Source organism: Oceanihabitans sediminis (genome assembly GCF_003337215.1).
Lineage (GTDB): Bacteria > Bacteroidota > Bacteroidia > Flavobacteriales > Flavobacteriaceae > Oceanihabitans > Oceanihabitans sediminis.
The window spans coordinates 160,436-183,728 of sequence record NZ_QPIG01000004.1; the positions used below are offsets into that span (position 1 = coordinate 160,436).

Sequence of the window (23,293 nt, forward strand, 5' to 3'; positions counted from 1 at the left end):
AAAATGTTACAAGAGAATTTGCATGCATTAAATTTATTTTAAGAAGATAATAGTAAAAACTCCAAAAAACAAAACCCACCCTTTAATTAAAAAATAGAAGGATGGGAAAAAATTGCTATGAAAAAGAAAAATTATCACTAATTAATTAGTGAGATTATCAAATATAGTATTTTTTTTCACAAAATCTTAACATTTTCTAAATTCTTACATTTATATAAAATAAAAAATCCACTTTAGAAGTGGATTTTTTATCAATTTACTAGTTTTCTTAAGAAAACATATCTTTTACTTTTTCGAAGAAAGATTTGTCGGAACTTTCTGGTTTTGGTGAAAAATGTTCGTCTTCACGCATAGACTCGAAAAATTCTTTTTGCTGCTTACTTAAGGTTTTAGGTGTCCATACATTTACATGTACTAACAGATCTCCTGTACCATAACCGTTGATGCTTGGTATTCCTTTTCCGCGTAAGCGTAAAATTTTACCAGATTGCACTCCAGCTTCTACTTTAATTCTAACTTTTCCTGTTACGGTATCAATTTCTTTAGAAGTTCCTAAAACAGCATCTGGTACACTTACATACATATCGTAATGTAAATTGTCTCCTTCACGTTGTAATGTTGGGTGTGCTTGCTCTTCAATAGCTACTAGTAAATCACCAGAAACACCATTACCTGGAGCTTCGTTTCCTTTACCAGAAACTTTAAGCTGCATTCCATCTACAACCCCTGCTGGAATTTTTATAGAAACAGTTTCCTCTTTTACCTTTAAACCTTGTGCGTCTGCATCTGCTGGTTTTTTGTCTATACTCTGTCCTGCTCCACCACAAGTTGTACATGTAGTTGCCGTTTGCATTCTTCCTAAAATGGTATTAGTAACTCTAGTAACTTGACCAGAACCATTACATGTAGAACACGTCTTGTAGGTTGTTCCTTCAGCTTGAACCTTACGTTTTACTTTAATTTTCTTTTCTACACCGTTGGCAATTTCTTCTAAAGTAAGTTTTACACGAATACGTAAGTTACTTCCTTTCACTCTACGTTGTCCGCCACCAAAACCTCCAGAGAAACCAGAGAAACCTCCGCCTCCACCAAAAGCTCCGCCAAAGATATCGCCAAACTGACTGAATATATCATCCATATTCATGCCACCGCCGCCGCCAAAACCACCTGCACCATCAAATGCTTGGTGACCAAATTGGTCATAACGTGCTTTTTTGTCTGCGTTACTTAAAACTTCGTAAGCTTCTGCCGCTTCCTTAAACTTAGTTTCAGCTTCTTTATCATCTGGATTTTTATCCGGATGATACTTTAAAGCCATTTTTCTATAGGCTTTTTTAATTTCGGCAGCTGTTGCGCTTTTGCTTATTCCTAATATTTCGTAATAATCTCTTTTTGCCATATGTGTCTTATTGTCCTATTACAACTTTTGGAAAACGAATAATTTTGTCTCCTAATTTGTATCCTTTTTCTACAACATCAACCACTTTACCTTTTAAATCTTCAGAAGGTGAAGGGATTTGTGTTATAGCTTCATGATGATCTGCGTCAAACAAGTCGCCTTGAGCTACTTCTACTAAAGACAAACCTTTTTTCTCTAGGGTGGAAAGTAGTTTTTGATAAATTAAATTAACTCCTTTACTAAGTTCTTCTGCTTTTTTATCAACTTCAATATGAGAAATAGCGCGTTCAAAATCATCAATAATTGGTAAAAGTGACAACATTACATCCTCACTTGCCGTTTTAAATAAATCTATTCGCTCTCTAGTTGTTCGTTTTTTATAATTTTCAAACTCTGCAAAAAGACGTAAAAACTTTTCTTTTTCTTGTTTTACCTCTTCTTGAAGTTTTTCTTCTACCGATATTTCTTGAGTCTCTACCGCTTCTTGCTCTTGCGTAGCCTGCTCTTGTTGTTCATCAACAACTTGCTCTTTATTATCTTTCTTACTCATTTTTGTACCTAAATTTTAAATACTGATGTTATTAATAAACCTTTATTCCATAAATTAAATGAAACCTAAATCCCTAAAAGTTCATTTGTTTTTCTTAGATGGCAAAAGTACTGCCATTATTATAAAAATGTCAAAATGTCACCAAAATTATTTTACATCCTTTTATAGCTATAATTTTGAACAATTGCTTATTTTTGCAGCATTAACACTAAAACTATTATTAATTATGAAAACAAGATTTTTTACAATCTTAACAATTGCAGCAATGACTTTATCATTATCAAGCTGTAAAGATAAAGCTAAAGAAGCTAAAACGACTGAAGCAGAAGCTGCTACAGAAATGACAGAAGTATCTACAAAGTACAAAGTAAACACAGAGGCTTCTTCTATTAAATGGATTGGACACAAACCAACTGGTTCTCACAACGGAACTATTTCTTTGGAAAGTGGAATTGCAACTGTAAACAACGGAACTTTAGAAAGCGGAACTTTTTTAATTGACATGAGTTCTATCAATGTTCTTGATATTCCTGCTGATGACGAAGGTAACGCAAAGTTAGCTGGTCACTTAAAAAGTTCTGACTTTTTTGATGTTGAAAAATATCCAGCTGCTGCTTTTGAAGTAACAGGATTTGAAACTGTTGAAGGAAAAACAATGTTATCTGGAAACTTAAAATTAAAAGATGTTACTAACAACATTACTATTCCTGTAACTGTAAAAGAAAACGGAGATACTTTATCTATCACAAGTGAAACATTTACAATCAACCGTTCTAAATGGAATGTAAAATATGGCTCTAAATCTTTCTTTGATGACTTAGGAGATAAGTTCATTAACGATGATATAGAATTACAAATAGATGTTACAGCTACTAAAGCTTAATACTTATTTATATATACAGAAAAAGCCATGCGATATGCATGGCTTTTTTGTTTTATAATATTTCCTATTGTTTATTTTATACGTTTTTCACAGCCCTTAACATATGTCTTTTTCCTGGAGGTCCTGCCAATCGCTCTAAAGTGAAGCCTATACTTTTTAGAGCTCTTTTAACGCTTCCTCGTGCAGCATATGTTACCAAAACCCCATTTGGTTTTAATGCCTTATACATAATTTCGAATACAAACTCTGTCCATAATTCAGGTTGTACTCTGGCTCCAAAAGCATCAAAGTAAATAACATCGAAAGCTTCTTGATGTGTTATTTCTAAAAAGTCTTTTTGTTCTTTATGTAGTTGAAAGGATTCAGTAATACTGTGAGTTGCTCCCCAAGGAGTAACATGCATTTTATGAAACGCCTCTTCCTTTTTAAAAGCTTGTAGTTGCGAAACATAATTAAGTTGCTTTAGCTCTTCTAAAGCTACCGGATAAGCTTCAACCCCATGATAGTTAATATTCAGCTTTAGTTTTTCGGATTCTAATAAGGTAATAAAAGCATTTAATCCGGTGCCGAAACCAATTTCTAAAATAGCAATGGTTTTAGTTTTATTTTCGCTAACAAAATAATGCAAACCGTTTTTTATAAAAACATGTTGCGCCTCTTGAATAGCACCATGTGTAGAATGGTACTGCTCATTCCATTCTGGAATTTGAATCGTGCTAGAGCCGTCATCGGTTATGATTATTTTTCGTTTCAAATAAAACTACTTAATTATAAGTTTTTTAATTCTTGGTATGGGTCCAGTGCATTCCGTTTGATGACAGGAAATACATAGATTTATTGCATTATTGAATCGATTTTCAACAGGAACCGCAGATGCTGTATTAAAAATTTCTTTTTCAGCTTCAATAAATAAATTTGAAAAGGCTTCAAATTTTTCGTTTCTCTCTTTAAAGTCAGAAAGATTTGCTGTGTGAATTTCTAAAAAATCAGAAGGAAATTCTGTCGGAATCTTGCCTGCTAGAATTTCCTTTTTAATCTCTTCATTTCGTTTATACATCTGATTCATCAGAATCGCCATTTCTGAAGGTTCATAGATATCATAAACCTTCTTTTGTTTTGTTGTTTCCCTTTCCTTTTTTTCAGTAGAACCACAACTAAATACAAAGGATAAAAAAAAGAAGTAAAATAAGTATTTCATTTATTTACTCCTCTACTAATAAAACACCGTCTGCTTCAAAAGAATAGGTTTTCTTTGGCATTGTAATTAAGGCTATTTCTTCAGCAGACTTTCCTGCATCTTCTGCATAATGACGTAACTCTTCAACAGAAACTTCATTTACATAAGCTTTTCCATTTACAATTACCTCTTGTCCAGCAATATTTTTCGGCATAAAGAATCCGTAATCTTTAAACTTCACCATTACCTGCTCTCCATTCTCTAAGTTTAATTTCATCCAACATCCTTTTGCTTGACAAACCTCATCCACCTTTGCTATCATTTTGGAGTGTATACTATCTCCTACATGCATAGCCTTGTAATGTTCTGCCATAGATACCGCAGAAACTGCATCGTCTGCTATAATTTCCTCTCCAAAGGACATATAATTCACTTCTTCTGTTTGTACTTCTGTCACTTCAGTATCAGTAGTTTTCCCTTCTTTCTTACAAGCGACAAATACACTTAGAAGCATGACTGTTAATAAGATTTTTTTCATTATTTTTTTTTGATTTATATATTTTATAACTAATGGTAAAGATAATGTTTTTTTAAAACTGCAAAGACTTTAATTTAATGCTATTATTCTGTACTTTTGCAAATTAATTTTTAGATCATTACTTAATATGAATAATGCTATTATAAATAATATGGAAATAACTACAGTAAACGAGTCGAAAATTAACTCTGTAGATTTTGAAAGCATCGCTTTTGGTCGTGAGTTTACAGACCATATGTTTTCTTGTGATTTTAAAGATGGCAAATGGCAAACACCTAAAATCACTCCATACCAGCCGCTTACCTTAGATCCTTCTGCTAGAGTATTCCATTACGGACAAGCAGTTTTTGAAGGTATGAAAGCCTTTAAAGATGATATGGATGATGTTTGGTTATTTAGACCAGAAGACAACTTTAATAGAATAAATATTTCTGCCAAAAGATTAGCTATTCCTGAATTTCCAAAAGAATATTTCTTAAACGGATTAAGTGCTCTTATTGATTTAGAAAGAGATTGGATTAAAAAAGGAGAAGGAAACGCTCTTTATATTAGACCATTTGTAATTGCTACAGAACCAGCAATTTCTGCATCTCCTGCAAACGAGTTTAAATTCATGATCATTTGCTCTCCTGTGAAATCATATTACAAAGGAAAAGTAAGTGTTGTTTTTGCTCAAGACTATAGCCGTTCTGCTAATGGTGGAGTTGGATTTGCTAAAGCAGCAGGTAATTATGCTGCACAGTTTTACCCAACTAGCTTAGTACAAAAAGAAGGGTACCAACAAATTATTTGGACAGACGCTAATACTCATGAGTATCTAGAAGAAGCTGGTACCATGAATATTTTCTTTAGAGTAAATGATACTTTACTTACTGCGCCAACATCTGACAGAATTTTAGATGGTATTACTAGAAAAAGTATTATTCAATTAGCAAAAGATAATAATGTTGCGGTTGAAGTAAGACCTGTTTCTGTAAAAGAAATTAAAGAAGCTGCGAAAAATGGTAGCTTAAAAGAAATTTTTGGAAGTGGAACTGCAGCTGCTGTTAGTCCTATTTCTGATTTCAAACATGGTGAGGAAACTTTTAAGTTAGAAGAACAAGAAGATTCTTATGCTACTTTCTTTAAAAAGAAATTAACAGATATTCAATACAACAGAACAGAAGACAAGCATGCTTGGCGTGTTAAAGTTGAAAAATAAAACCTTTAAGTTTATAAATAAAAAAAAGAGAAGCTGTTGCTTCTCTTTTTTTATTTTACTTTTCTAAAATGGCTGCAATATTTGGCTTAAAATAGTTTGGCCCTTTTAAAACCTTGCCATCTTCTCTGTAAATAGGTTCACCATCCTCCCCTAGTTTACTCATATTACTTTTTTGAATCTCGTTAAAAACCTCTTCAATTTTATGCTGCATACCATGCTCTATGATAGTTCCGCATAATATATACAACATGTCACCTAAAGCATCTGCAACCTCAACTAAATCGTTGTTATTTGCTGCTTCCAAATACTCTTCGTTCTCCTCTCGCATGAGTTTATAACGAAGCATATTTTTTTCTAAACCCAAATCTGCCTTTGGGCTTTCTCTGTGTCCTATTTTAAATGCGCTGTGAAATGCTTTAACTGCTTCAATTTTATTTTTCATGGAGAAATTTTGTTTAGCAATTTCCGTAAAAACGGAAACCTTATCGTTATTAATTTATTAATTTTGCTTAAAAATAGATATATGTTTAGTAACGGTCAAATCGTATTCGGAATTTTATTTGCAATCGTATTTATAATTGCAATTGGTTATACTTATCGTAAAGACCTAAAATTGCATAGACAACACTATAAAGGTAGTTTATGGGTGCTGCTTGCCTTTATTTGTTTTATTCTATTTATAGCTTCAATCAAATACTTTTTCACCTAAACCATTCTAACATTAACTTAAATAAAAACATATTTTTTTATTTACATTTGCTAACATGAAGCAATTGTTACTAGTTTTTTTAGGTGGTGGTTTTGGTAGCGTATTACGCTATATCATCGGCAAATACTTAAACAGTACTGAAAACGGCATTCCCTACGGAACCTTTTTAGCAAACATCTTAGGAAGTTTACTTATCGGTTGTATTCTAGGCTACGCTTTAAAAAACAATACCTTATCTTCAAACCAAACATTGTTATTAGCTACAGGTTTTTGTGGCGGATTTACCACCTTCTCTACCTTCGCTTATGAAAATCATCTGTTTTTAAAAACTGGAGACTTTACCAGCTTCGCTATTTATACCATTGCTAGTTTTGTACTAGGTTTTTTAGCTGTTTTCTTTGGAATGTTCTTAGTAAAGTAAAGAATATAAAAATCTACGGAATAAAATTCTTCATACCCGCATGTATTTCTTCGTCTATATAATTTTCTAAAGGTACTAACGGACAAGAATATTTTTCATTATAAACACAATATGGATTATAGGTTTTATTAAAATCTATAACCATGGTATCCCCTTCCGGAATACGTAAGTCTAAATAACGACCTCCACCATAGGTAGTTTCTCCATTAGATTTATCAGAGTAAGGAAGAAATAAATAATCCTCAAAACCCTTTTCTTGCATCATTTCCTGACCTTGGTACACATTTAAACTATAGGTGTTTCCGTTTATCTTAAAAGTAATAATTCCGTATACACGTTCTTTAGAAACACGCTCTGTAGTAGTTTCCATATCAAACCACTCAGAGCCTGGTGTGCGTTTTAATATTGCTTCCACTACAAAAGTAGAATCAAACTTAAAGAAATCTAGGGACTTAAAATTCTTTCTATCTCTACTTTTTAAAGGGGACTTAGATGCGTCTTTAAATTCTGCATTTTTCTCTCTTTGCCATTCTGTATCTCCTAAAATAGGTTGTTTTCCATCGTTACAAGAAAAAACAGAAATACATAAAAACAAGTAAATTAAATTTTTCATTTGGGAGTATTTTCAACTTAAAATATAAAGTTTAAAGATAAGGAATAGCTTTGTAAATTATAGCTTCCTAATTGCTAATTATAGCATTAAGGCTTCTTGATTTTATTGTTTTTCACCACGTGAGAGAGTACAATTTGGGTTTTACTTTCTCCATACACAATCAGTTGATCGATAAAAGTTTCTAAGTGCTTTTGGTTTTTTAAAACCACCTCCATAACTATGTTTTCGTTCCCCGTAATCCTGTAACAATTTACTACCTCATCAAAGGTTTTTACTTTTTCCAAAAAAGGCTTTAACATTCCCATAAAAGCATGTAAAGTGATTAATGCTTTTAACTGATATCCAACCTCAAAAGGCGAAATTAATGTGATATGATTTTGTATCAAACCCAGGTCTTCCATCTTCTTAATTCGCTCAGAAACAGCAGGTGACGAGATACCAACCTGTCTTCCGATAGCTGCATTTGACTGCCGTGAATTTTCCTGCAAACATGTTAAAATTTTCCAATTAATGTCATCTACCTTCATTTCTAAAGTTTTAATCAATTATTCTTTAATTATTAAGTCAAATATAATAATTTACATTAAAATCAAAAGCATTTAATGTTATTTAGTGACTAAATTTGAGGTAAACCGAAAAATAGAACATGTTAACTCATATTCCATCGCATCTTTCTGACTTGCCTATATATAAGAAGGCCTTGCAAATCTTTGACTTATCTAGAAATATTTCCACGTATTTAAATCAGGATTTAGCTGTTTTAAAAGAAGACGGAAGCGAAGATATAAACATCTATTTTTCAGGAGATATCGTTCAACATTCTGTTTCCTTAGGTCCGGAAATTATTAATGCAGAAATGGAACGTGCAGCAGAAAAAAAGCTGAAGCACGTTGCTTCTTTAAGAAAACTTACCAACAGATTATACAGCCATTGCAAACGCTTGGAAAAATGTAATAGCAACGGGAAAGATTATATTCCTATTTTAAGAAAAGAAATTAGGACTTTTAAAAAGCTTCAAAATAGCTGGATGCTTACTTTGTAGCATCTTTCATTTTAATAAGATATGCATTGTACATAAAAGATTCTTGTAGTCTTTTATACTTCTCATGCATTTCTTCTGCAATAATCACGTATTGGCATTTCTGTAAACTTTCGGTTACTCGCAATACATCATTATTATAATTATTTCTAATTAAAAATTCAGCATCATGAAGCGCGAATAATTTTAACTGTCCAAGATGCACACTATTTAGAAAATACAATCTGTTTAAGCGTGTTGGTGTTGCAATTAAGATATCTACTCCGTAATAAATTTCTTCACGTTGCTTTTCTAAATCATGCTCTTCATAAGCCGTATAGATTCTTAAATCGGTATTTCGCGTGAATTTCTCAAATTCTTCTTTTAATTCTAAAGCTGCTGCTTTATCTCTAACTAAAATCAATGCTCTAGGAGAATCTTCAAAAGCTTCCGCATTTAATTTCTGAATAGTTCCCATGATTAAAGCAGTCGTTTTACCAAAACCTTTTGGGGCAATACCGTATACATTTGCGCCTCCTTTTATTTTTGGTAATATTTTCTTTTGAAAAGCTAAAGGTGCTTCAAAGCCCTGGTTTTCTATTGCTTCTTTAAGTAATGGATTTAGTTTTTTAAAAGACATGAATGAATTTGAATTTAATTGAAAATATAGCAAGAATGCCATATATGGCAAATATACTAATTAATGAAACACTTTTCGTCCGGCTACTGCCTGTATTTTAACAACTAGCATTTCTTATCTTGATGAGAAAACAAAAAAGTCCGGGCATCTTGAAATTTAGATACCCAGACTTTTTATTTATGTTTCTTTCCTTTGCCTGTTTGGTAAATGACAAAACAGAAAGTGTATTACATATTTCTTCTGTACTGCCCTCCTACTTCAAATAAAGCGGAAGTAATTTCTCCTAGAGAACAAACTTTACAAACATCCATTAATGCTTCGAAAATATTTTCGTTGTTAATAGCTCTAGATTGTAAATCTTTCAACAGATGCGCTGTATCATTTGCTTTATGCAGATTTTCTAGTGTATTGATTTGATGTTGTTTTTCTTCTTCGGTTGCACGAATTACTTCTGCAGGAATTACTGTTGGAGAACCTTTTGAACTTAAGAAAGTATTTACCCCAACAATCGGGAAACTACCGTTGTGCTTTAATGTTTCGTAATATAAACTCTCCTCTTGGATTTTAGAACGTTGGTACATAGTTTCCATTGCACCAAGAACACCACCTCTTTCTGTAATTCTGTCAAACTCTAATAAAACAGCTTCTTCTACTAAATCTGTTAATTCTTCTATGATAAAAGAACCTTGAATTGGGTTTTCGTTTTTAGCTAAACCTAATTCTTTATTAATAATTAACTGAATAGCCATTGCTCTACGAACAGATTCTTCTGTTGGCGTTGTTATTGCTTCATCATAAGCGTTTGTATGTAGTGAATTACAGTTATCGTAGATAGCATATAGCGCTTGAAGCGTTGTACGAATATCGTTAAAGTCAATTTCCTGTGCGTGTAAACTACGTCCAGAAGTTTGAATATGATATTTAAGCATTTGTGCTCTTGCATTTGCTCCGTATTTATGCTTCATTGCCTTTGCCCAAATTTTTCTAGCAACACGACCAATTACTGCGTATTCTGGATCGATTCCGTTAGAGAAGAAGAAAGAAAGGTTTGGACCAAATTTATTGATATCCATTCCTCTACTTAAATAATACTCTACATAAGTGAAACCATTAGATAGAGTCAGTGCCAATTGTGTAATTGGGTTTGCTCCAGCTTCTGCAATATGGTACCCTGAAATAGAAACAGAATAGAAGTTACGTACATTATTTTCAATGAAATACTCTTGAACGTCTCCCATTAATCTTAAAGCAAATTCTGTAGAAAAAATACAAGTGTTTTGCGCTTGGTCTTCTTTTAAAATATCTGCTTGAACCGTTCCACGAACTTGAGCAATAGTATTCTTTTTAATTTCTGCGTAAACCTCTGCAGGTAAAACTTGATCTCCGGTAACTCCTAGCAGCATCAATCCTAATCCGTTGTTTCCTTCCGGAAGCTCTCCGTTATACTTAGGTCTTTCTACTCCTTTCTCTTTGTAAATTTTAGCAATCTTAGCTTCTGTTTCTTTTTCTAAACCATTTTCTTTAATGTAAATTTCACATTGTTGGTCTATGGCAGCATTCATAAAGAAACCTAATAACATTGGTGCAGGACCATTAATGGTCATACTAACCGATGTCATTACATCTGCTAAATTAAATCCAGAATACAGTTTTTTAGCATCATCTAAACAGCAGATAGAAACTCCGGCATTTCCTATTTTTCCATAAATATCTGGGCGTAAATCTGGATCGTTTCCGTAAAGCGTTACACTATCAAAGGCCGTAGATAAACGTTTAGCAGGTAGTCCTGCGCTTACATAGTGAAAACGTCTGTTTGTACGTTCTGGACCTCCTTCTCCAGCAAACATACGTGCTGGGTCTTCTCCCGTTCGCTTAAACGGATATAATCCGGAAGTATAAGGGAATTCTCCTGGTACATTTTCTTGTAAACACCATTTTAAAATATCTCCCCAAGCTTGGTATTTTGGTAAAGCTACCTTAGGTATTTGTAAATGAGAAAGTGACTCAGTGTGCGTTTCAATTTTAATTTCCTTATCTCTTACTTTAAAGGAATAGATAGGGTTTTTATATTTATTTACTTTGTCATCCCAACCAGTAATTACTTCCCAGTTATAAGGATCTAGGTTTAATTTTACTCTGTCGAATTCTGAAACTAATAATCTAACAAAGTCTTTATTTTCTTCTTTTGTTGTAATAGAATCGGAAGCAATTCCTGCTTTATCTAATTTTGGAGTTGCATCTAGAACAGTTTCAATAGTTTTATAAATTCCGTATAATTTCTGAGCTACTTCAACTTGCTCATTTGCTGTTTTATCGTAACTACGGTTGTTTTCAGCAATTTCAGAAAGATAACGGGTTCTTGATGGCGGAATCACGAAAATCTTTTCGCTCATTTCATCAGAAATATGAAAAGTAGTTTTTAGTTGCGAATCTGCTTTTTCTACTAGCTTATCCATGACCGCTTTGTATAGCGTGTTCATTCCTGGGTCGTTAAACTGCGATGCGATAGTTCCGAATACTGGTAGTTCCTCTTGAGGAGTATCCCAAAGATTGTTATTACGCATATATTGTTTTTTCACATCACGTAAAGCATCTAGCGAACCTCTTTTATCAAATTTGTTGATGGCAACTAAATCGGCAAAATCTAACATATCAATTTTCTCTAATTGTGTTGCAGCACCAAATTCTGGTGTCATCACATAAAGAGAAACATCTGAATGTTCAATAATCTCGGTATCTGATTGTCCGATACCTGAAGTTTCTAATATAATTAAATCGTATTCTGCTGCTTTTAAAACCTCAACAGCTTCGTTTACATATTTTGATAGTGCTAAGTTAGATTGACGAGTAGCCAAACTTCTCATATAAACTCTAGGATTATTAATAGCATTCATACGAATTCTATCTCCTAAAAGAGCACCTCCAGTTTTTCTTTTGGAAGGATCTACAGAAACTAAACCAACTGTTTTTCCTGGAAAGTCAATTAAAAATCTTCTTACAAGTTCATCTACCAAACTAGATTTCCCTGCTCCACCGGTTCCTGTAATTCCTAAAACTGGTGTCTTAGAGTTTTTATTCTTTTGGTGAATTTTATCTAAAGTATCTTTTGCTACTTCTGGAAAGTTTTCAGCAGAAGAAATTACTCGAGCAATAGCTTGTGGATTTTTAGCCGGAAGCAAATCTAACACATCTGATGCAATAGCATCTCCAATGGCGAAATCAGATTTTTCAACTAAATCATTTATCATTCCTTGTAATCCCATTTCACGTCCGTCATCTGGCGAATAAATACGCGAAATACCATAGTCCATTAATTCCTTAATTTCCGTTGGAAGGATTACTCCTCCTCCACCTCCAAATATTTTAATATGCTCTGCTCCTCTTTCTTTTAGCAAATCATACATATATTTAAAGTACTCGTTATGCCCACCCTGGTAAGAGGTTAAGCAAATAGCATTCGCGTCTTCTTGAATGGCTGTATTTACTACTTCTTCTACACTTCTATCGTGTCCTAAATGAATAACCTCAACCCCTGTTGCTTGAATAATACGGCGCATGATATTTATAGATGCGTCATGTCCATCAAAAAGCGATGCTGCAGTTACTATACGTACTTTATGTTTTGGTTTATATGGTGCTACTTGTTGCATGTATTTTAAAATATTCGATTAGTCTCGCAAATTTAAGGAATATAAAAATTATAGCTGTAATTTTTAAGAATTGTTTCGTGGTTTACAAACCATACAAACTCTGCTTAATTCATTTGAATTATAATTTTCAACAAACAGTAAGTTGCTATTTCAATTAGATAGAAATTAGCTACAAATATTAGTATCTTTACCCTAAAAAACATAACATATGAAACGCCTTTTAATATTCCTTTTAGTTTTAAACTTTACATCTTGCGCAGAATTTCAACAAGTAATAGATCAATTACCTCAAGAGGTTGGCTTATCGGAAGCGGAAATTGGTTCCGGTTTACGGGAAGCTTTAAATTTAGGTATAGACAAACAAGTTACACGACTAACCCAAAAGGACGGTTTCTTTAAAAATGATTTAGTTAGAATTCTTTTACCAGAAGAACTTCAAAAAGTAGATAAAGCTTTACGCGATATAGGTTTAGGAAATCTTGCAGACGAAGGTTTAAAAGTACTTAACAGAGCTGCGGAAGATGCTGTTGGCGAAGCAACACCTATTTTTATTGATGCTGTAAAAGGAATCACCTTTAATGATGCTAAAAGTATATTACTAGGCCAGAACGATGCCGCAACACAATATCTAACTAGCAGAACAGAAGCTGCTTTATACAACAAATTTCAACCTGTGATTGAAAACTCATTTACAAAGGTTGGCGCAGACCAAATTTGGGAAAACTTAATTAACAGGTATAATAGCATCCCATTCACCAATAAAGTAAACCCAGATTTAACAGATTATGTTACTAGTGAAGCACTAAAAGGAGTGTACACTATGATCGCTATGGAAGAAAAAGAAATAAGAAGTAATATATCTGCTAGAACAACAGATTTACTACGCAAAGTTTTTGCTATGCAAGATTAACAACAATAATTGTAGCTTTTTTCATCTAACATTTTTGAGATATTGTAACCGGTTTTCTACAAAACCGGTTTTTTTGTTAAAATTTTATCGCTTTGTTTTTATTATTCACAAAAAAATGTATATTTATCTGTCTAATAGCTAATTAAACCATGAATAGAAATGATATAATTAAACAGCACCAAAGTAAGCTCAACAGAAAATACAAGAAACTTGTAGAAAAAGCTTACAATTTCAGACAAACCGACCATGCCTTAAGTGATATTTCAGAATATAAAGCAATCAAGCTTTTAGATAAGCTAAATAAGCTCAAATATCTTTCTAGGGAAACGCATAAGGTCTAAAATTTACCATTTCTTTAACCTTTACATAACGTCCAAAAAGAAGTTATGCTCGTAATTTATATAAACAAGAATTATGAGCACACAATACTGTAAAGTCGGAAAAACAAAACCTAACTTAAAAAAGTTATTAAACCTTAAAGCTGCAGAAGAAAAAGCAGTTTCTTTTATAGAGGTTATATATAAAAATAAGCCTATGGAGGATCTTAATGCAGTGTCTTAAAATAGGCAAAAGCTTTAATAAGTCTAGAACCGTACCACGAAAACATTTCACCATCTACTAATTGTATTCTGGCATCAGGAAAATACGCCAGAAACTCCCTTTTGTGTTCTTCCTTAAAAGGATAAGGTTCACTAGACAAAAACACTGTATCAACAGCCTTTGCATTAGCAATATCTATTTCTGGATACCTATCTAAATCAGCATATACATTTTCAAAATTATTTAGTTTTAATAAATATTCAATGAAGGTGTGTTTTCCTGCAACCATGAAAGGTTTTTTCCATATAAAATAAGCAACCTTTTTCCTTGGTTTGTCTTTTATATATTCCTGAAAATCTTTTAGATTATTTTGAATAGTTTCCGAAATATGTTTTGCTGCAGCTTCTTTCTGAAACATCGCTCCATACTGCTGAATCACGGCAACACAATCGGAAATAGTTTCAATATCAGAAACATGCACCGGAGAAATTTCACTACAAGCAGCAACGATGTCTTGCGTGTTTTCTTCTTTATTGCATAAAATAATATCTGGCTGCAAGGCTTTTATTTTATCTAAATGCACTTGCTTGGTTCCTCCAACAATCTTTTTATTTTTAATCAGATTTTTTGGATGTACACAGAATTTAGTAATACCTACTATAGCGTCTTCTAAACCTAAATCTACAAGTAATTCTGTTTGAGAAGGCACCAAGGAAACAATTCTTTTTGGTACAGATGCCAAATGAATTTCTCTATTTAGTGAGTCTACTAACTTCATTGTGAATTTCAAACTTTTTAAGAATGCAATTTATAAAAAGCAACCGTTAAAGCCTAACCTAATGCTACTGCCATTTGCTCCTGTAACTCTTTTGCTTTTTCTGCAGCTGCTTGTGCAAAATCTTCTTGACTGGAAGCGTATATAATTCCTCTAGAAGAATTTATAAGCAGTCCTACTTGCTCGTTCATTCCGTATTTACAGACATCCTGCAAGTTACCACCTTGTGCTCCTACTCCTGGAACCAATAAAAAACTATCCGGTACAATTTTTCTTATTTCTGTAAAGTACTCCGCTTTAGTAGCTCCAACAACATACATCAAGTTTTCGGAATTCTCCCAAGTTTTAGAAGTCTCTAAAACTTGTTTGTACAATTCTTTTCCATCGACTTGTTTCGTTTGAAAATCGAAAGCCCCTGTATTTGAAGTCAAAGCCAATAGGATAGTATGTTTGTTATTGAAAGCTAAGAAAGGCTCTACAGAATCTTTCCCCATATACGGAGCAACAGTAACACTATCAAAATTTAAATCCTCTAAAAATGCTTTCGCATACATGGTACTTGTATTACCAATATCTCCACGTTTAGCATCTGCAATCGTGAATATTTCTGGGTGGTTTTCATTGATATAATTGATGGTTTTTTCTAAAGACTTCCATCCTTTTAATCCGTAAGCTTCATAAAAAGCCGTATTCGGTTTATAAGCTACACACAAGTGGTGTGTAGCATCTATAATTGCTTTATTGAAAGCAAAAATAGGGTCTTCTTCTTTTAAAAGATGTTGTGGGATTTTATGTATATCTACATCTAATCCTATACAAAGAAAGGATTTCTTTTTTTGAATCTGGCTTACAAGTTCTTTTGTAGTCATGAATAATACTTTGTATTTCTGTGAAGCAACACAGAGTCTATTTTTATAATTGAAAGATTTAACACCTAGTACAAATGAATAAATCCTTAGTATTTGTCACTAAAAAAAGCCTCAAAAAGAGGCTTGGTTTTAAATATGTTCGTCGCTGGCTTTCAACTTTTCAGTGTTTTCTGCCAACTGCAATTCGTCAATTATTTTTTGAATATCTCCGTTAACAATATTACTTAAATCGTAAAGTGTTAATCCTATTCTGTGATCAGTTACACGTCCTTGCGGATAGTTATAAGTTCTAATTTTAGCACTTCTATCTCCAGATGTCACCATGGTACCACGTAAAGCAGCATCTTCTTCCATCTTTTTTGCAAGTTCTAAATCATATAAACGAGAACGTAAAACTTTAAAAGCTTTTTCCTTGTTTTTATGCTGTGATTTCTGGTCTTGACATTGCGCTACTAATCCTGTTGGAATATGTGTTAAACGTACTGCAGAATATGTTGTATTTACCGACTGTCCTCCTGGTCCTGATGAACAGAAAAAATCGATACGAACATCTTTTGGGTTGATTTCTACATCAAACTCTTCGGCTTCTGGAAACACCATTACCGTTGCAGCACTAGTATGAACACGTCCTTGCGTTTCGGTTTGAGGAACACGTTGTACACGGTGCACGCCAGCTTCAAATTTTAAAGTTCCGTAAACATCTTCACCAGAAACTTCAAATTGAATTTCCTTAAATCCACCATTAGTTCCTTCACTATAATCTACCGTATCTACTTTCCAACCTTTACTTTCACAGTACTTAGAATACATTCTAAATAAATCTCCTGCAAAAATACTAGCCTCATCTCCTCCTGTTCCTGCTCTTAATTCAACAACAGCATTTTTAGAATCTTGAGGATCTTTAGGAATTAATAATAATCTTATTTCCTCTTCTAGTTTCGGTATTCTTTCTTTAGCTTCGTCATACTGCAACTTGGCCATTTCTACCATTTCTGCATCACTTCCGTCTGAAATTATTTCTTCTGCTTCTGCTAAATTATTTGTGTACTCGATATATTGCTCACGCTTATCCATTAATAAACGTAAGTCTTTATACTCTTTATTTAATTCTACATAACGCTTTTGATCTGAAATAATATCTGGTTGAATGATTAAATCACTTACCTCATCAAAACGTTGTTTTATAATTTGTAACTTATCTAACATGTACTATTTTAAATTGTGAGTCAAAAATACGATAATTTATGGATTTCTGAATTTTTTAGTTTCGTGTATTTTAAGAAATTTATCTTATTGAAAATATTTTATCTAAGAAAGCCATACAAAAACAAAAAGGGAAGCCATAAACAACTCCCCTTTTAAATGCATATTAATTAAGGTCTATCCACACTTAGAAGAACCACAGTCCTTACAAGTTAAGCAACCTTCTTGGTAGATTAAATTGCTAGAATCACAGTTAGAACACGTCTGACCTTTAGCCTGTGTACCATCTTCCACATAGCGCTTTAAAGCTCTAACCACACCATTTTTCCAGGTATTTATAGATTCGCTATCTAACTGTAAACTATTAATTAAGTCTACAATTTTCTCAATAGGCATTCCATGACGCAAAGTACTTGAGATTAGTTTTGCATAGTTCCAATACTCTGGATTAAACTTATGTGATAAGCCTTCAATAGTGGTTTTATAACCTCTTTTGTTTTGATATTGAAAATCATAACGAGTAGAACCGTCTTCGTTTTTACTTTTAATTATCACTCCATTTTCTACCCATCTCGGCATTAAAATTCCGTCCTCATCATCTGCTAATCCGGTAAACACCTCATAAGGCTTCCCTTCAATTAGTCCGATAAACGCAATCCATTTTTCTTTATTATTTTGGAAACGCACAACATCTGCTTCTAAAACTTGCGGACGTTTTGTAGGGAATGCTGTTAAAACTTCTTGGTTTTCTTGTTCGGTTTTTTCTTCATTAGATATTAAAACCCCAGAACGAGACCCATCTCTATAAACCGTTACTCCTTTACATCCTGCTTCCCAAGCTTCTAAATATAATTTTCCAACCAACTCTTCTGTTGCATCGTTTGGTAAATTGATAGTGACACTAATAGAGTGATCTACCCATTTTTGAACAGCTCCTTGCATGCTTACTTTGCTCAACCAATCTACATCATTAGAAGTTGCTTGGTAATACGGTGATTTTTTCACCATTTCATCTAATTCTTTTTGATCGTAATTATCTGAAACCTCATAACCATTCACTTCCATCCATTGCTTGAATCTGTGGTGGAAAACCACATATTCCTCCCAAGAATCTCCTACCTCATCAACGAAATCTACACGTACATTTTTATCGTTAGGATTTACTTTTCTTCTTCGTTTATAAACCGGCATAAATACAGGCTCAATTCCAGAGGAAGTTTGTGTCATCAAGCTAGTAGTTCCTGTTGGAGCTATAGTTAATAATGCAATATTTCTACGTCCGTGCTCCAACATTTCATAATAAAGTTTATCGTCTGCTTCTTTTAAACGTTGTATAAACGGATTATTTTTTTCTCTTTCTGCATCGAAAATAGCGAAAGGACCTCTATCTTTTGCTGTATAAACCGAAGCTCTATATGCTTCAATTCCTAGAGTTTTATGCACTTCAACAGAAAAAGCATTTCCTGCTTCACTTCCGTATTTAATTCCTAAAGCAGCAAGCATATCTCCTTCTGCAGTAATACCAATTCCTGTTCTACGTCCTTCTTCTGCTTTCTTTTGAATATTTAACCAAAGATTTCTTTCAATAGATTTTACTTCAGCCGATTCTGGATCTGCATCAATCTTAGCTATAATATTGTCGATTTTCTCTAATTCTAAATCGATAATATCATCCATGATACGTTGTGCAACGTGGATGTGCTTTTTAAATAATTCGAAATTGAAAGTCGCCTTATCTGTAAAAGGGTTTTCAACATAAGAAAATAAGTTCATTGCCAACAAACGACAAGAGTCATATGGACATAAAGGAATTTCACCACAAGGGTTTGTTGAAACCGTTTTGTAACCTAAATCAGCATAGCAATCTGGAACAGATTCGTTAATAATAGTATCCCAAAATAAGATACCTGGCTCGGCAGATTTCCATGCATTATGTACTATCTTTTTCCAAATTTTATTGGCTTCAATAGTTTTAGTGAATTTTGGGTTCTCACTAAATATTGGGTATTTCTGTGTATAAGTTTCGTTTGCCTTAACAGCCTCCATGAAGGCATCATCAATTCTTACAGAAACATTTGCTCCTGTAACCTTACCTTGCTCTAGTTTAGCATCAATAAAATCCTCTGAGTCTGGATGATTGATAGAAACGGAAAGCATTAATGCCCCACGGCGTCCATCTTGAGCAACTTCACGTGTAGAATTAGAATAACGCTCCATAAAAGGAACCACCCCTGTAGATGTTAAAGCAGAATTTTTTACTGCAGATCCTTTTGGGCGAATGTGTGATAAATCGTGACCAACACCTCCTCGACGTTTCATTAATTGCACCTGCTCTTGATCAATTTTCATAATCCCTCCATAAGAATCGGAATCTCCATCGTTACCAATTACAAAACAGTTAGAAAGTGATGCAATTTGGTACGGATTACCAATTCCTGCCATTGGGCTCCCCTGAGGTACAATATATTTAAAGTCTTTTATTAAATCGAAAATGGTTTCTTCCGATAATGGATTAGGATAACGAGTTTCAATCCTTGCAATTTCTTTTGCGATACGTCTATGCATATCGTTTGGTGTTAATTCGTATAAATTGCCTTCAGAATCTTTTAAAGCATATTTATTTATCCAAACGCGAGCTGCTAAATCATCGCCTTTAAAGTATTTAACAGATGCTTCAAAAGCATCTTCTTGGGTGTAAGTTTTAGGCTTAACAACAGTATTGGTTTTTGTTGACATATTCTGGATTAAATTTTAATATTTCACATTCTACATTGAAGGTGTAAAGAACGCAAATATTTTCAACTTTAAAGAATATAAATTTTTCAAAGTTTACAAAAATTTACAACAAAATACTGAATACCAATACGCTAACAATTTATCAACATCAAAAAGTTAACAAATAAATTTGCTTTATATTAAAAGTCAAAAACAACTCCAATTCCCAAAATCTGCTTCCACTGTATCTTGGCAGCTTCTTCCACATACTCCTCTTCCTCACCTTCTTCATGCACAGCTATAAGGTTTCTAACGTCGTTATCAAACTTTAAATGCGAGCCTAAATTTGCTCTAATATAACTATTGACTTTAAAATCTAAATTCACTTGCCAATCTACATCAATATTTCCGAAGTCGTTTATATAGTCGGTATAAAAACTCGCAAGGTGCTTCATATAAATATTAGTGGCTATTTCTGTTTCGTAAGCATTGGTAAACAAAATACCGAATTCGGTTCGAACCCTACTACCTTCTCTAATTAAATTCCCTTCTGCATCATAAACAGCAGCAGTAACACCAAAAGCCCCTGAATTTGCTAACCTTTGATCCAAAACAAATGTTGATTTTAATGTTGCTGGAGAAAAATACAGAGAAAGTGTTTCGATATTTTTACCATACTCAAAACCCATTCCGTAGAACAGATAACCTGGAGCCATTAGTTTAGATATAGATGTATCGGTGTTTGGATAAGAATATCCACTAGTAAATTGTGTTTTAAAATTAAACCTAGATGTAAAAAACCAATTACTTAGCGTATCTCTTCTATAACCAACATTAGAATTTACCTCAAAAACATCCTCCGTTTTTCTAAGCTCCTGATCTTGCTGCTTATTAACCCCGTATCTAACTTTTAAGTTATTATTCCAATAAAAGTTTTTGTATTTATAATTAGCCTGACTGGCAAAACCTAATAAAGCTGAAATAGAATTACTACCTCCAGAATTCCAGTTAACAAAAGCAACCTCACTTACATCTAAAGTTGCTACGTTTTTCTTACTCCATTTAGAAGGCAACTTCTTCTCTTTTTTACCATCTGCCAACGAATCCGGTTCCGCTATATCATATTGCGAATAAGCAAACTGCACGACAAAAATAAACACAAAAAATAGTACCTTTCTCATAAACCAAATAATTGAAACCGCTAAAAGTAATAATTAAACCTAGCTTTTATAAATATTTAAGATATTTTAACGAATCTAATAAGCTAGAATTAATATTTGAATTCTCCGAATTCACTTTTAATTGTTAATTGTTTGTTTTCTGAAGCTTCTACGCGACCAATTATTTTCGCATCTACTTGGAAAGATTTTGAAATTGCGATAATATCTTCTGCAACTTCCGGAGCCACATACAATTCCATTCTATGACCACAGTTAAACACTTGATACATCTCCTTCCAATCTGTTTTAGATTGCTCCTGAATAAGTTTAAACAACGGCGGAACTTCAAACATATTATCTTTTATAATATGTAAATTATCTATAAAGTGAAGTATTTTAGTTTGTGCACCACCAGAACAGTGAACCATTCCGTGTAAAGTATCACTATGGTATTTGGATAAAATAGCTTTTATGATTGGAGCATAGGTTCTTGTTGGAGATAAAACCAACTTACCTGCGTCTATTGGAGCGTCTTGAACTGCATCTGTCAATTTTGTACTCCCCGAATACACTAGATCTTCTGGTACTGCAGCATCAAAACTTTCTGGATATTTTTCAGCTAAATATTTATGAAACACATCATGTCTTGCAGAAGTTAATCCGTTAGACCCCATTCCTCCATTATACTCCTTCTCATAACTTGCTTGACCAAAACTTTCTAAACCAACAATAACATCTCCTGGCTTTATGTTAGCATTATCAATAACATTTTCACGTTTCATTCTTGCAGTCACCGTAGAATCTACAATAATCGTTCTCACCAAATCTCCTACATCTGCAGTTTCCCCTCCTGTTGAGTGAATAGTTACTCCGTGCGATTTTAAATCTTGAATAAGTTCTTCTGTACCATTTATAATTGCCGAAATAACTTCTCCCGGAATTAGGTTTTTATTTCTTCCTATAGTAGAAGACAACATAATATTATCTGTTGCACCAACACACAGTAAGTCATCAATATTCATAATTAATGCATCCTGAGCAATACCTTTCCAAACAGAAAGATCTCCTGTTTCCCTCCAATACATATAAGCTAGGGAAGATTTTGTTCCTGCACCATCGGCATGCATGATTAAGCAATAATCATCATCTCCGGTTAAATAATCTGGAACTATTTTACAGAAAGCTTTTGGAAATAACCCCTTGTCTATATTTTTTATAGCATTATGCACATCTTCTTTGGAAGCGGACACTCCTCTTTGCGCATATCTTTTACTTACATCTTGGCTCATGAGTACAATTTTGAGCTACAAAAATAAGAATTGTATTTTGTTATTTATACTTTATTGGATTGGAATTTATAATTGTTGGCTCGTCATCTGAAATTCTTTGTTTTTTTGTAATTCTTGTTTTTCCGAGGTAATAATTAATCCCCAAACCAACACGCCAAAAAGAAACATTAGACTCCCCGAAAATTCTTTCATCAAAATGTACCAAGAACGTATGGTTATATTCTGCAAAAACTTTAATCCCAAACCCATGTTTTAACATATACTCACCACCAAAACCTCCTTGAACTTTCAGACCTTTTTCAGAAAACTTATCAGTAGTTTTCATTCCTCCACCCAAATACACATAAGGAGTAATAAAACTATCTGGCATCAAAACACTTTCTAGGTTTAAATCTAAAGACATAAAACTTTTGTTTAGCTTTTTATCATACTCTAAGCTAAAGGCGTTGAATGTTAAATTGAAATTTAAATAAGGAGTCACATGCTGTTTATAGCCTAGCTGACCATAAAACCCATAAGAACCTCCAGCTTCACCATTACTTATTAAGGAAGCACCTAAGCCCCCCGTAAGAACATTGTTTCCCCTGTATTCATAAAAATAATCGTGAGAACTACGAATAGGAGGTTTAACATTGGTCGCTGTAGATTGTGCAAACCCGAACGCTACACATAAAAACATAAAAAGAAATAAGCTAAAAGGTTTCAAACAAGAACTCATAGACACAGGAATTTAATGACAAAATATTTTTTAAAACAACAAAGACAATCGAATACAATTCGCTTGCCTTTGTTATTCTTTAGGTAAAGTTATTTCTAACAACAAACAACTCACTACAAACCATATTTAATTTTTTTACTTATTAATAGTTACCACTGGGTTACTGTTTTGTACTAAGTCATTTTTTAATCCCTGTTCGTCTTGTCCCTTATTAGTTTGCGAAAAAATAAAAGTAGCAACCAAAAGCACTAAGACGCTAATTATTAGCCTCTTCATTTTAAATTGATTATTGATTAATAGCAATACTAATATACG

The 23,293-nt window shown here is 33.2% G+C and carries 24 protein-coding genes; 7 read left to right on the forward strand and 17 right to left on the reverse strand.

All coding sequences use genetic code 11. The features are described from left to right. Nucleotides 1-268 precede the first annotated feature (268 nt). Complete coding sequence (gene dnaJ, locus DU428_RS10925; protein ID WP_072350707.1) at nucleotides 269-1,399, reverse strand: molecular chaperone DnaJ; 1,131 nt, start codon at nucleotides 1,397-1,399, stop codon at nucleotides 269-271. A 7-nt stretch (nucleotides 1,400-1,406) separates the two neighbouring features. Beyond that, nucleotides 1,407-1,949 carry a nucleotide exchange factor GrpE gene (locus tag DU428_RS10930; protein WP_072350706.1) on the reverse strand — a complete coding sequence of 181 codons (543 nt, stop codon included), beginning with the start codon at nucleotides 1,947-1,949 and terminating at the stop codon, nucleotides 1,407-1,409. A gap of 226 nt (nucleotides 1,950-2,175) precedes the next feature. Here DU428_RS10930 and DU428_RS10935 point away from each other — a divergent pair, with 226 nt between their 5' ends. Then, nucleotides 2,176-2,832: a YceI family protein gene (locus DU428_RS10935; RefSeq protein WP_113966417.1), complete on the forward strand. Its 657-nt coding sequence runs from the start codon at nucleotides 2,176-2,178 to the stop codon at nucleotides 2,830-2,832. Between the two features lie 76 nt (nucleotides 2,833-2,908). On the opposite strand, the gene mnmD is transcribed toward DU428_RS10935, so the two are convergent. The 3 genes from mnmD to DU428_RS10950 are packed head-to-tail and all read right to left on the reverse strand — an operon-like array spanning nucleotide 2,909 to nucleotide 4,547. Beyond that, the gene (gene mnmD / locus DU428_RS10940) at nucleotides 2,909-3,586 is read right to left on the reverse strand and encodes a tRNA (5-methylaminomethyl-2-thiouridine)(34)-methyltransferase MnmD (protein WP_072350705.1); all 678 of its coding nucleotides are present in this window, start codon (nucleotides 3,584-3,586) and stop codon (nucleotides 2,909-2,911) included. 6 nt (nucleotides 3,587-3,592) lie between these two features. After that, complete coding sequence (locus DU428_RS10945) at nucleotides 3,593-4,030, reverse strand: hypothetical protein (protein WP_113966353.1); 438 nt, start codon at nucleotides 4,028-4,030, stop codon at nucleotides 3,593-3,595. 4 nt (nucleotides 4,031-4,034) lie between these two features. Beyond that, on the reverse strand, nucleotides 4,035-4,547 hold the full coding sequence (locus tag DU428_RS10950) for a DUF4920 domain-containing protein (RefSeq protein ID WP_113966354.1): 513 nt from the start codon (nucleotides 4,545-4,547) through the stop codon (nucleotides 4,035-4,037). A gap of 127 nt (nucleotides 4,548-4,674) precedes the next feature. On the opposite strand from DU428_RS10950, the gene DU428_RS10955 reads away from it, so the two are divergent. Continuing rightward, a complete protein-coding gene (locus DU428_RS10955; RefSeq protein ID WP_072350702.1) occupies nucleotides 4,675-5,748 on the forward strand; it encodes a branched-chain amino acid aminotransferase in 1,074 nt (357 codons plus the stop codon). A gap of 55 nt (nucleotides 5,749-5,803) precedes the next feature. Here DU428_RS10955 and DU428_RS10960 read toward each other — a convergent pair whose 3' ends face one another. Then, the gene (locus DU428_RS10960) at nucleotides 5,804-6,190 is read right to left on the reverse strand and encodes a pyrophosphohydrolase domain-containing protein (protein WP_072350701.1); all 387 of its coding nucleotides are present in this window, start codon (nucleotides 6,188-6,190) and stop codon (nucleotides 5,804-5,806) included. Between the two features lie 322 nt (nucleotides 6,191-6,512). Between DU428_RS10960 and crcB the strand changes: the two genes are divergently transcribed. Beyond that, nucleotides 6,513-6,878 (forward strand): fluoride efflux transporter CrcB, encoded by a 366-nt coding sequence (gene crcB / locus DU428_RS10970; protein ID WP_072350699.1) that lies wholly within the window; start codon nucleotides 6,513-6,515, stop codon nucleotides 6,876-6,878. 13 nt (nucleotides 6,879-6,891) lie between these two features. Here crcB and DU428_RS10975 read toward each other — a convergent pair whose 3' ends face one another. Both DU428_RS10975 and DU428_RS10980 read right to left on the reverse strand, forming a co-directional pair. After that, entirely contained in the window at nucleotides 6,892-7,491 is a 600-nt protein-coding gene (locus tag DU428_RS10975; protein WP_113966355.1) for a DUF1684 domain-containing protein, read from the reverse strand. Between the two features lie 86 nt (nucleotides 7,492-7,577). Continuing rightward, the gene (locus DU428_RS10980; protein ID WP_072350851.1) at nucleotides 7,578-8,018 is read right to left on the reverse strand and encodes an Lrp/AsnC family transcriptional regulator; all 441 of its coding nucleotides are present in this window, start codon (nucleotides 8,016-8,018) and stop codon (nucleotides 7,578-7,580) included. A 119-nt stretch (nucleotides 8,019-8,137) separates the two neighbouring features. Here DU428_RS10980 and DU428_RS10985 point away from each other — a divergent pair, with 119 nt between their 5' ends. After that, nucleotides 8,138-8,533, forward strand: a complete 396-nt coding sequence (locus DU428_RS10985; RefSeq protein WP_072350697.1) for a hypothetical protein — start codon at nucleotides 8,138-8,140, stop codon at nucleotides 8,531-8,533. Here the strand turns inward: DU428_RS10985 and DU428_RS10990 are convergent. Together DU428_RS10990 and DU428_RS10995 are read right to left on the reverse strand one after the other, a co-directional pair. Beyond that, nucleotides 8,523-9,149: a DEAD/DEAH box helicase gene (locus tag DU428_RS10990; protein ID WP_072350696.1), complete on the reverse strand. Its 627-nt coding sequence runs from the start codon at nucleotides 9,147-9,149 to the stop codon at nucleotides 8,523-8,525. The genes DU428_RS10985 and DU428_RS10990 overlap by 11 nt on opposite strands. A gap of 227 nt (nucleotides 9,150-9,376) precedes the next feature. Next, nucleotides 9,377-12,799, reverse strand: a complete 3,423-nt coding sequence (locus tag DU428_RS10995; RefSeq protein WP_113966356.1) for a methylmalonyl-CoA mutase family protein — start codon at nucleotides 12,797-12,799, stop codon at nucleotides 9,377-9,379. 208 nt (nucleotides 12,800-13,007) lie between these two features. On the opposite strand from DU428_RS10995, the gene DU428_RS11000 reads away from it, so the two are divergent. The 3 genes from DU428_RS11000 to DU428_RS13445 all read left to right on the forward strand — a co-directional run bounded on the left by DU428_RS11000 (nucleotide 13,008) and on the right by DU428_RS13445 (nucleotide 14,270). Further along, entirely contained in the window at nucleotides 13,008-13,709 is a 702-nt protein-coding gene (locus DU428_RS11000; RefSeq protein ID WP_072350694.1) for a DUF4197 domain-containing protein, read from the forward strand. Between the two features lie 149 nt (nucleotides 13,710-13,858). After that, nucleotides 13,859-14,050, forward strand: coding sequence for a Lacal_2735 family protein (locus DU428_RS11005; RefSeq protein WP_072350693.1), 192 nt, complete (start codon nucleotides 13,859-13,861; stop codon nucleotides 14,048-14,050). Between the two features lie 73 nt (nucleotides 14,051-14,123). Beyond that, nucleotides 14,124-14,270, forward strand: coding sequence for a hypothetical protein (locus DU428_RS13445; RefSeq protein WP_165839160.1), 147 nt, complete (start codon nucleotides 14,124-14,126; stop codon nucleotides 14,268-14,270). Here the strand turns inward: DU428_RS13445 and DU428_RS11010 are convergent. From DU428_RS11010 to DU428_RS11040, 7 genes are all read right to left on the reverse strand, one after another. After that, nucleotides 14,254-15,027 carry an ABC transporter substrate-binding protein gene (locus tag DU428_RS11010; RefSeq protein WP_072350692.1) on the reverse strand — a complete coding sequence of 258 codons (774 nt, stop codon included), beginning with the start codon at nucleotides 15,025-15,027 and terminating at the stop codon, nucleotides 14,254-14,256. The genes DU428_RS13445 and DU428_RS11010 overlap by 17 nt on opposite strands. A gap of 53 nt (nucleotides 15,028-15,080) precedes the next feature. After that, a complete protein-coding gene (pyrF, locus tag DU428_RS11015) occupies nucleotides 15,081-15,893 on the reverse strand; it encodes an orotidine-5'-phosphate decarboxylase (RefSeq protein WP_072350691.1) in 813 nt (270 codons plus the stop codon). A gap of 129 nt (nucleotides 15,894-16,022) precedes the next feature. Further along, nucleotides 16,023-17,099, reverse strand: a complete 1,077-nt coding sequence (gene prfA, locus DU428_RS11020; RefSeq protein ID WP_072350690.1) for a peptide chain release factor 1 — start codon at nucleotides 17,097-17,099, stop codon at nucleotides 16,023-16,025. Nucleotides 17,100-17,273: 174 nt separating this feature from the next. Further along, a complete protein-coding gene (locus DU428_RS11025; protein WP_072350689.1) occupies nucleotides 17,274-19,832 on the reverse strand; it encodes an adenosylcobalamin-dependent ribonucleoside-diphosphate reductase in 2,559 nt (852 codons plus the stop codon). 179 nt (nucleotides 19,833-20,011) lie between these two features. Continuing rightward, nucleotides 20,012-20,992: a DUF3078 domain-containing protein gene (locus tag DU428_RS11030; protein ID WP_113966357.1), complete on the reverse strand. Its 981-nt coding sequence runs from the start codon at nucleotides 20,990-20,992 to the stop codon at nucleotides 20,012-20,014. Between the two features lie 89 nt (nucleotides 20,993-21,081). After that, nucleotides 21,082-22,260 (reverse strand): AIR synthase related protein, encoded by a 1,179-nt coding sequence (locus DU428_RS11035; protein ID WP_072350687.1) that lies wholly within the window; start codon nucleotides 22,258-22,260, stop codon nucleotides 21,082-21,084. A gap of 40 nt (nucleotides 22,261-22,300) precedes the next feature. Beyond that, entirely contained in the window at nucleotides 22,301-22,978 is a 678-nt protein-coding gene (locus DU428_RS11040) for a porin family protein (protein ID WP_083585057.1), read from the reverse strand. Nucleotides 22,979-23,293: the final 315 nt, after the last annotated feature.

Bases quoted from the DNA above. Each gene is read 5' to 3' on its own strand.
- dnaJ (WP_072350707.1), bottom strand. From the start codon at position 1,399: ATGGCAAAAAGAGATTATTACGAAATATTAGGAATAAGCAAAAGCGCA.
- DU428_RS10930 (WP_072350706.1), bottom strand. From the start codon at position 1,949: ATGAGTAAGAAAGATAATAAAGAGCAAGTTGTTGATGAACAACAAGAG.
- DU428_RS10935 (WP_113966417.1), top strand. From the start codon at position 2,176: ATGAAAACAAGATTTTTTACAATCTTAACAATTGCAGCAATGACTTTA.
- DU428_RS10945 (WP_113966353.1), bottom strand. From the start codon at position 4,030: ATGAAATACTTATTTTACTTCTTTTTTTTATCCTTTGTATTTAGTTGT.
- DU428_RS10950 (WP_113966354.1), bottom strand. From the start codon at position 4,547: ATGAAAAAAATCTTATTAACAGTCATGCTTCTAAGTGTATTTGTCGCT.
- DU428_RS10955 (WP_072350702.1), top strand. From the start codon at position 4,675: ATGAATAATGCTATTATAAATAATATGGAAATAACTACAGTAAACGAG.
- DU428_RS10960 (WP_072350701.1), bottom strand. From the start codon at position 6,190: ATGAAAAATAAAATTGAAGCAGTTAAAGCATTTCACAGCGCATTTAAA.
- crcB (WP_072350699.1), top strand. From the start codon at position 6,513: ATGAAGCAATTGTTACTAGTTTTTTTAGGTGGTGGTTTTGGTAGCGTA.
- DU428_RS10975 (WP_113966355.1), bottom strand. From the start codon at position 7,491: ATGAAAAATTTAATTTACTTGTTTTTATGTATTTCTGTTTTTTCTTGT.
- DU428_RS10980 (WP_072350851.1), bottom strand. From the start codon at position 8,018: ATGAAGGTAGATGACATTAATTGGAAAATTTTAACATGTTTGCAGGAA.
- DU428_RS10985 (WP_072350697.1), top strand. From the start codon at position 8,138: ATGTTAACTCATATTCCATCGCATCTTTCTGACTTGCCTATATATAAG.
- DU428_RS10990 (WP_072350696.1), bottom strand. From the start codon at position 9,149: ATGTCTTTTAAAAAACTAAATCCATTACTTAAAGAAGCAATAGAAAAC.
- DU428_RS10995 (WP_113966356.1), bottom strand. From the start codon at position 12,799: ATGCAACAAGTAGCACCATATAAACCAAAACATAAAGTACGTATAGTA.
- DU428_RS11000 (WP_072350694.1), top strand. From the start codon at position 13,008: ATGAAACGCCTTTTAATATTCCTTTTAGTTTTAAACTTTACATCTTGC.
- DU428_RS11005 (WP_072350693.1), top strand. From the start codon at position 13,859: ATGAATAGAAATGATATAATTAAACAGCACCAAAGTAAGCTCAACAGA.
- DU428_RS13445 (WP_165839160.1), top strand. From the start codon at position 14,124: ATGAGCACACAATACTGTAAAGTCGGAAAAACAAAACCTAACTTAAAA.
- DU428_RS11010 (WP_072350692.1), bottom strand. From the start codon at position 15,027: ATGAAGTTAGTAGACTCACTAAATAGAGAAATTCATTTGGCATCTGTA.
- pyrF (WP_072350691.1), bottom strand. From the start codon at position 15,893: ATGACTACAAAAGAACTTGTAAGCCAGATTCAAAAAAAGAAATCCTTT.
- prfA (WP_072350690.1), bottom strand. From the start codon at position 17,099: ATGTTAGATAAGTTACAAATTATAAAACAACGTTTTGATGAGGTAAGT.
- DU428_RS11025 (WP_072350689.1), bottom strand. From the start codon at position 19,832: ATGTCAACAAAAACCAATACTGTTGTTAAGCCTAAAACTTACACCCAA.
- DU428_RS11030 (WP_113966357.1), bottom strand. From the start codon at position 20,992: ATGAGAAAGGTACTATTTTTTGTGTTTATTTTTGTCGTGCAGTTTGCT.
- DU428_RS11035 (WP_072350687.1), bottom strand. From the start codon at position 22,260: ATGAGCCAAGATGTAAGTAAAAGATATGCGCAAAGAGGAGTGTCCGCT.
- DU428_RS11040 (WP_083585057.1), bottom strand. From the start codon at position 22,978: ATGAGTTCTTGTTTGAAACCTTTTAGCTTATTTCTTTTTATGTTTTTA.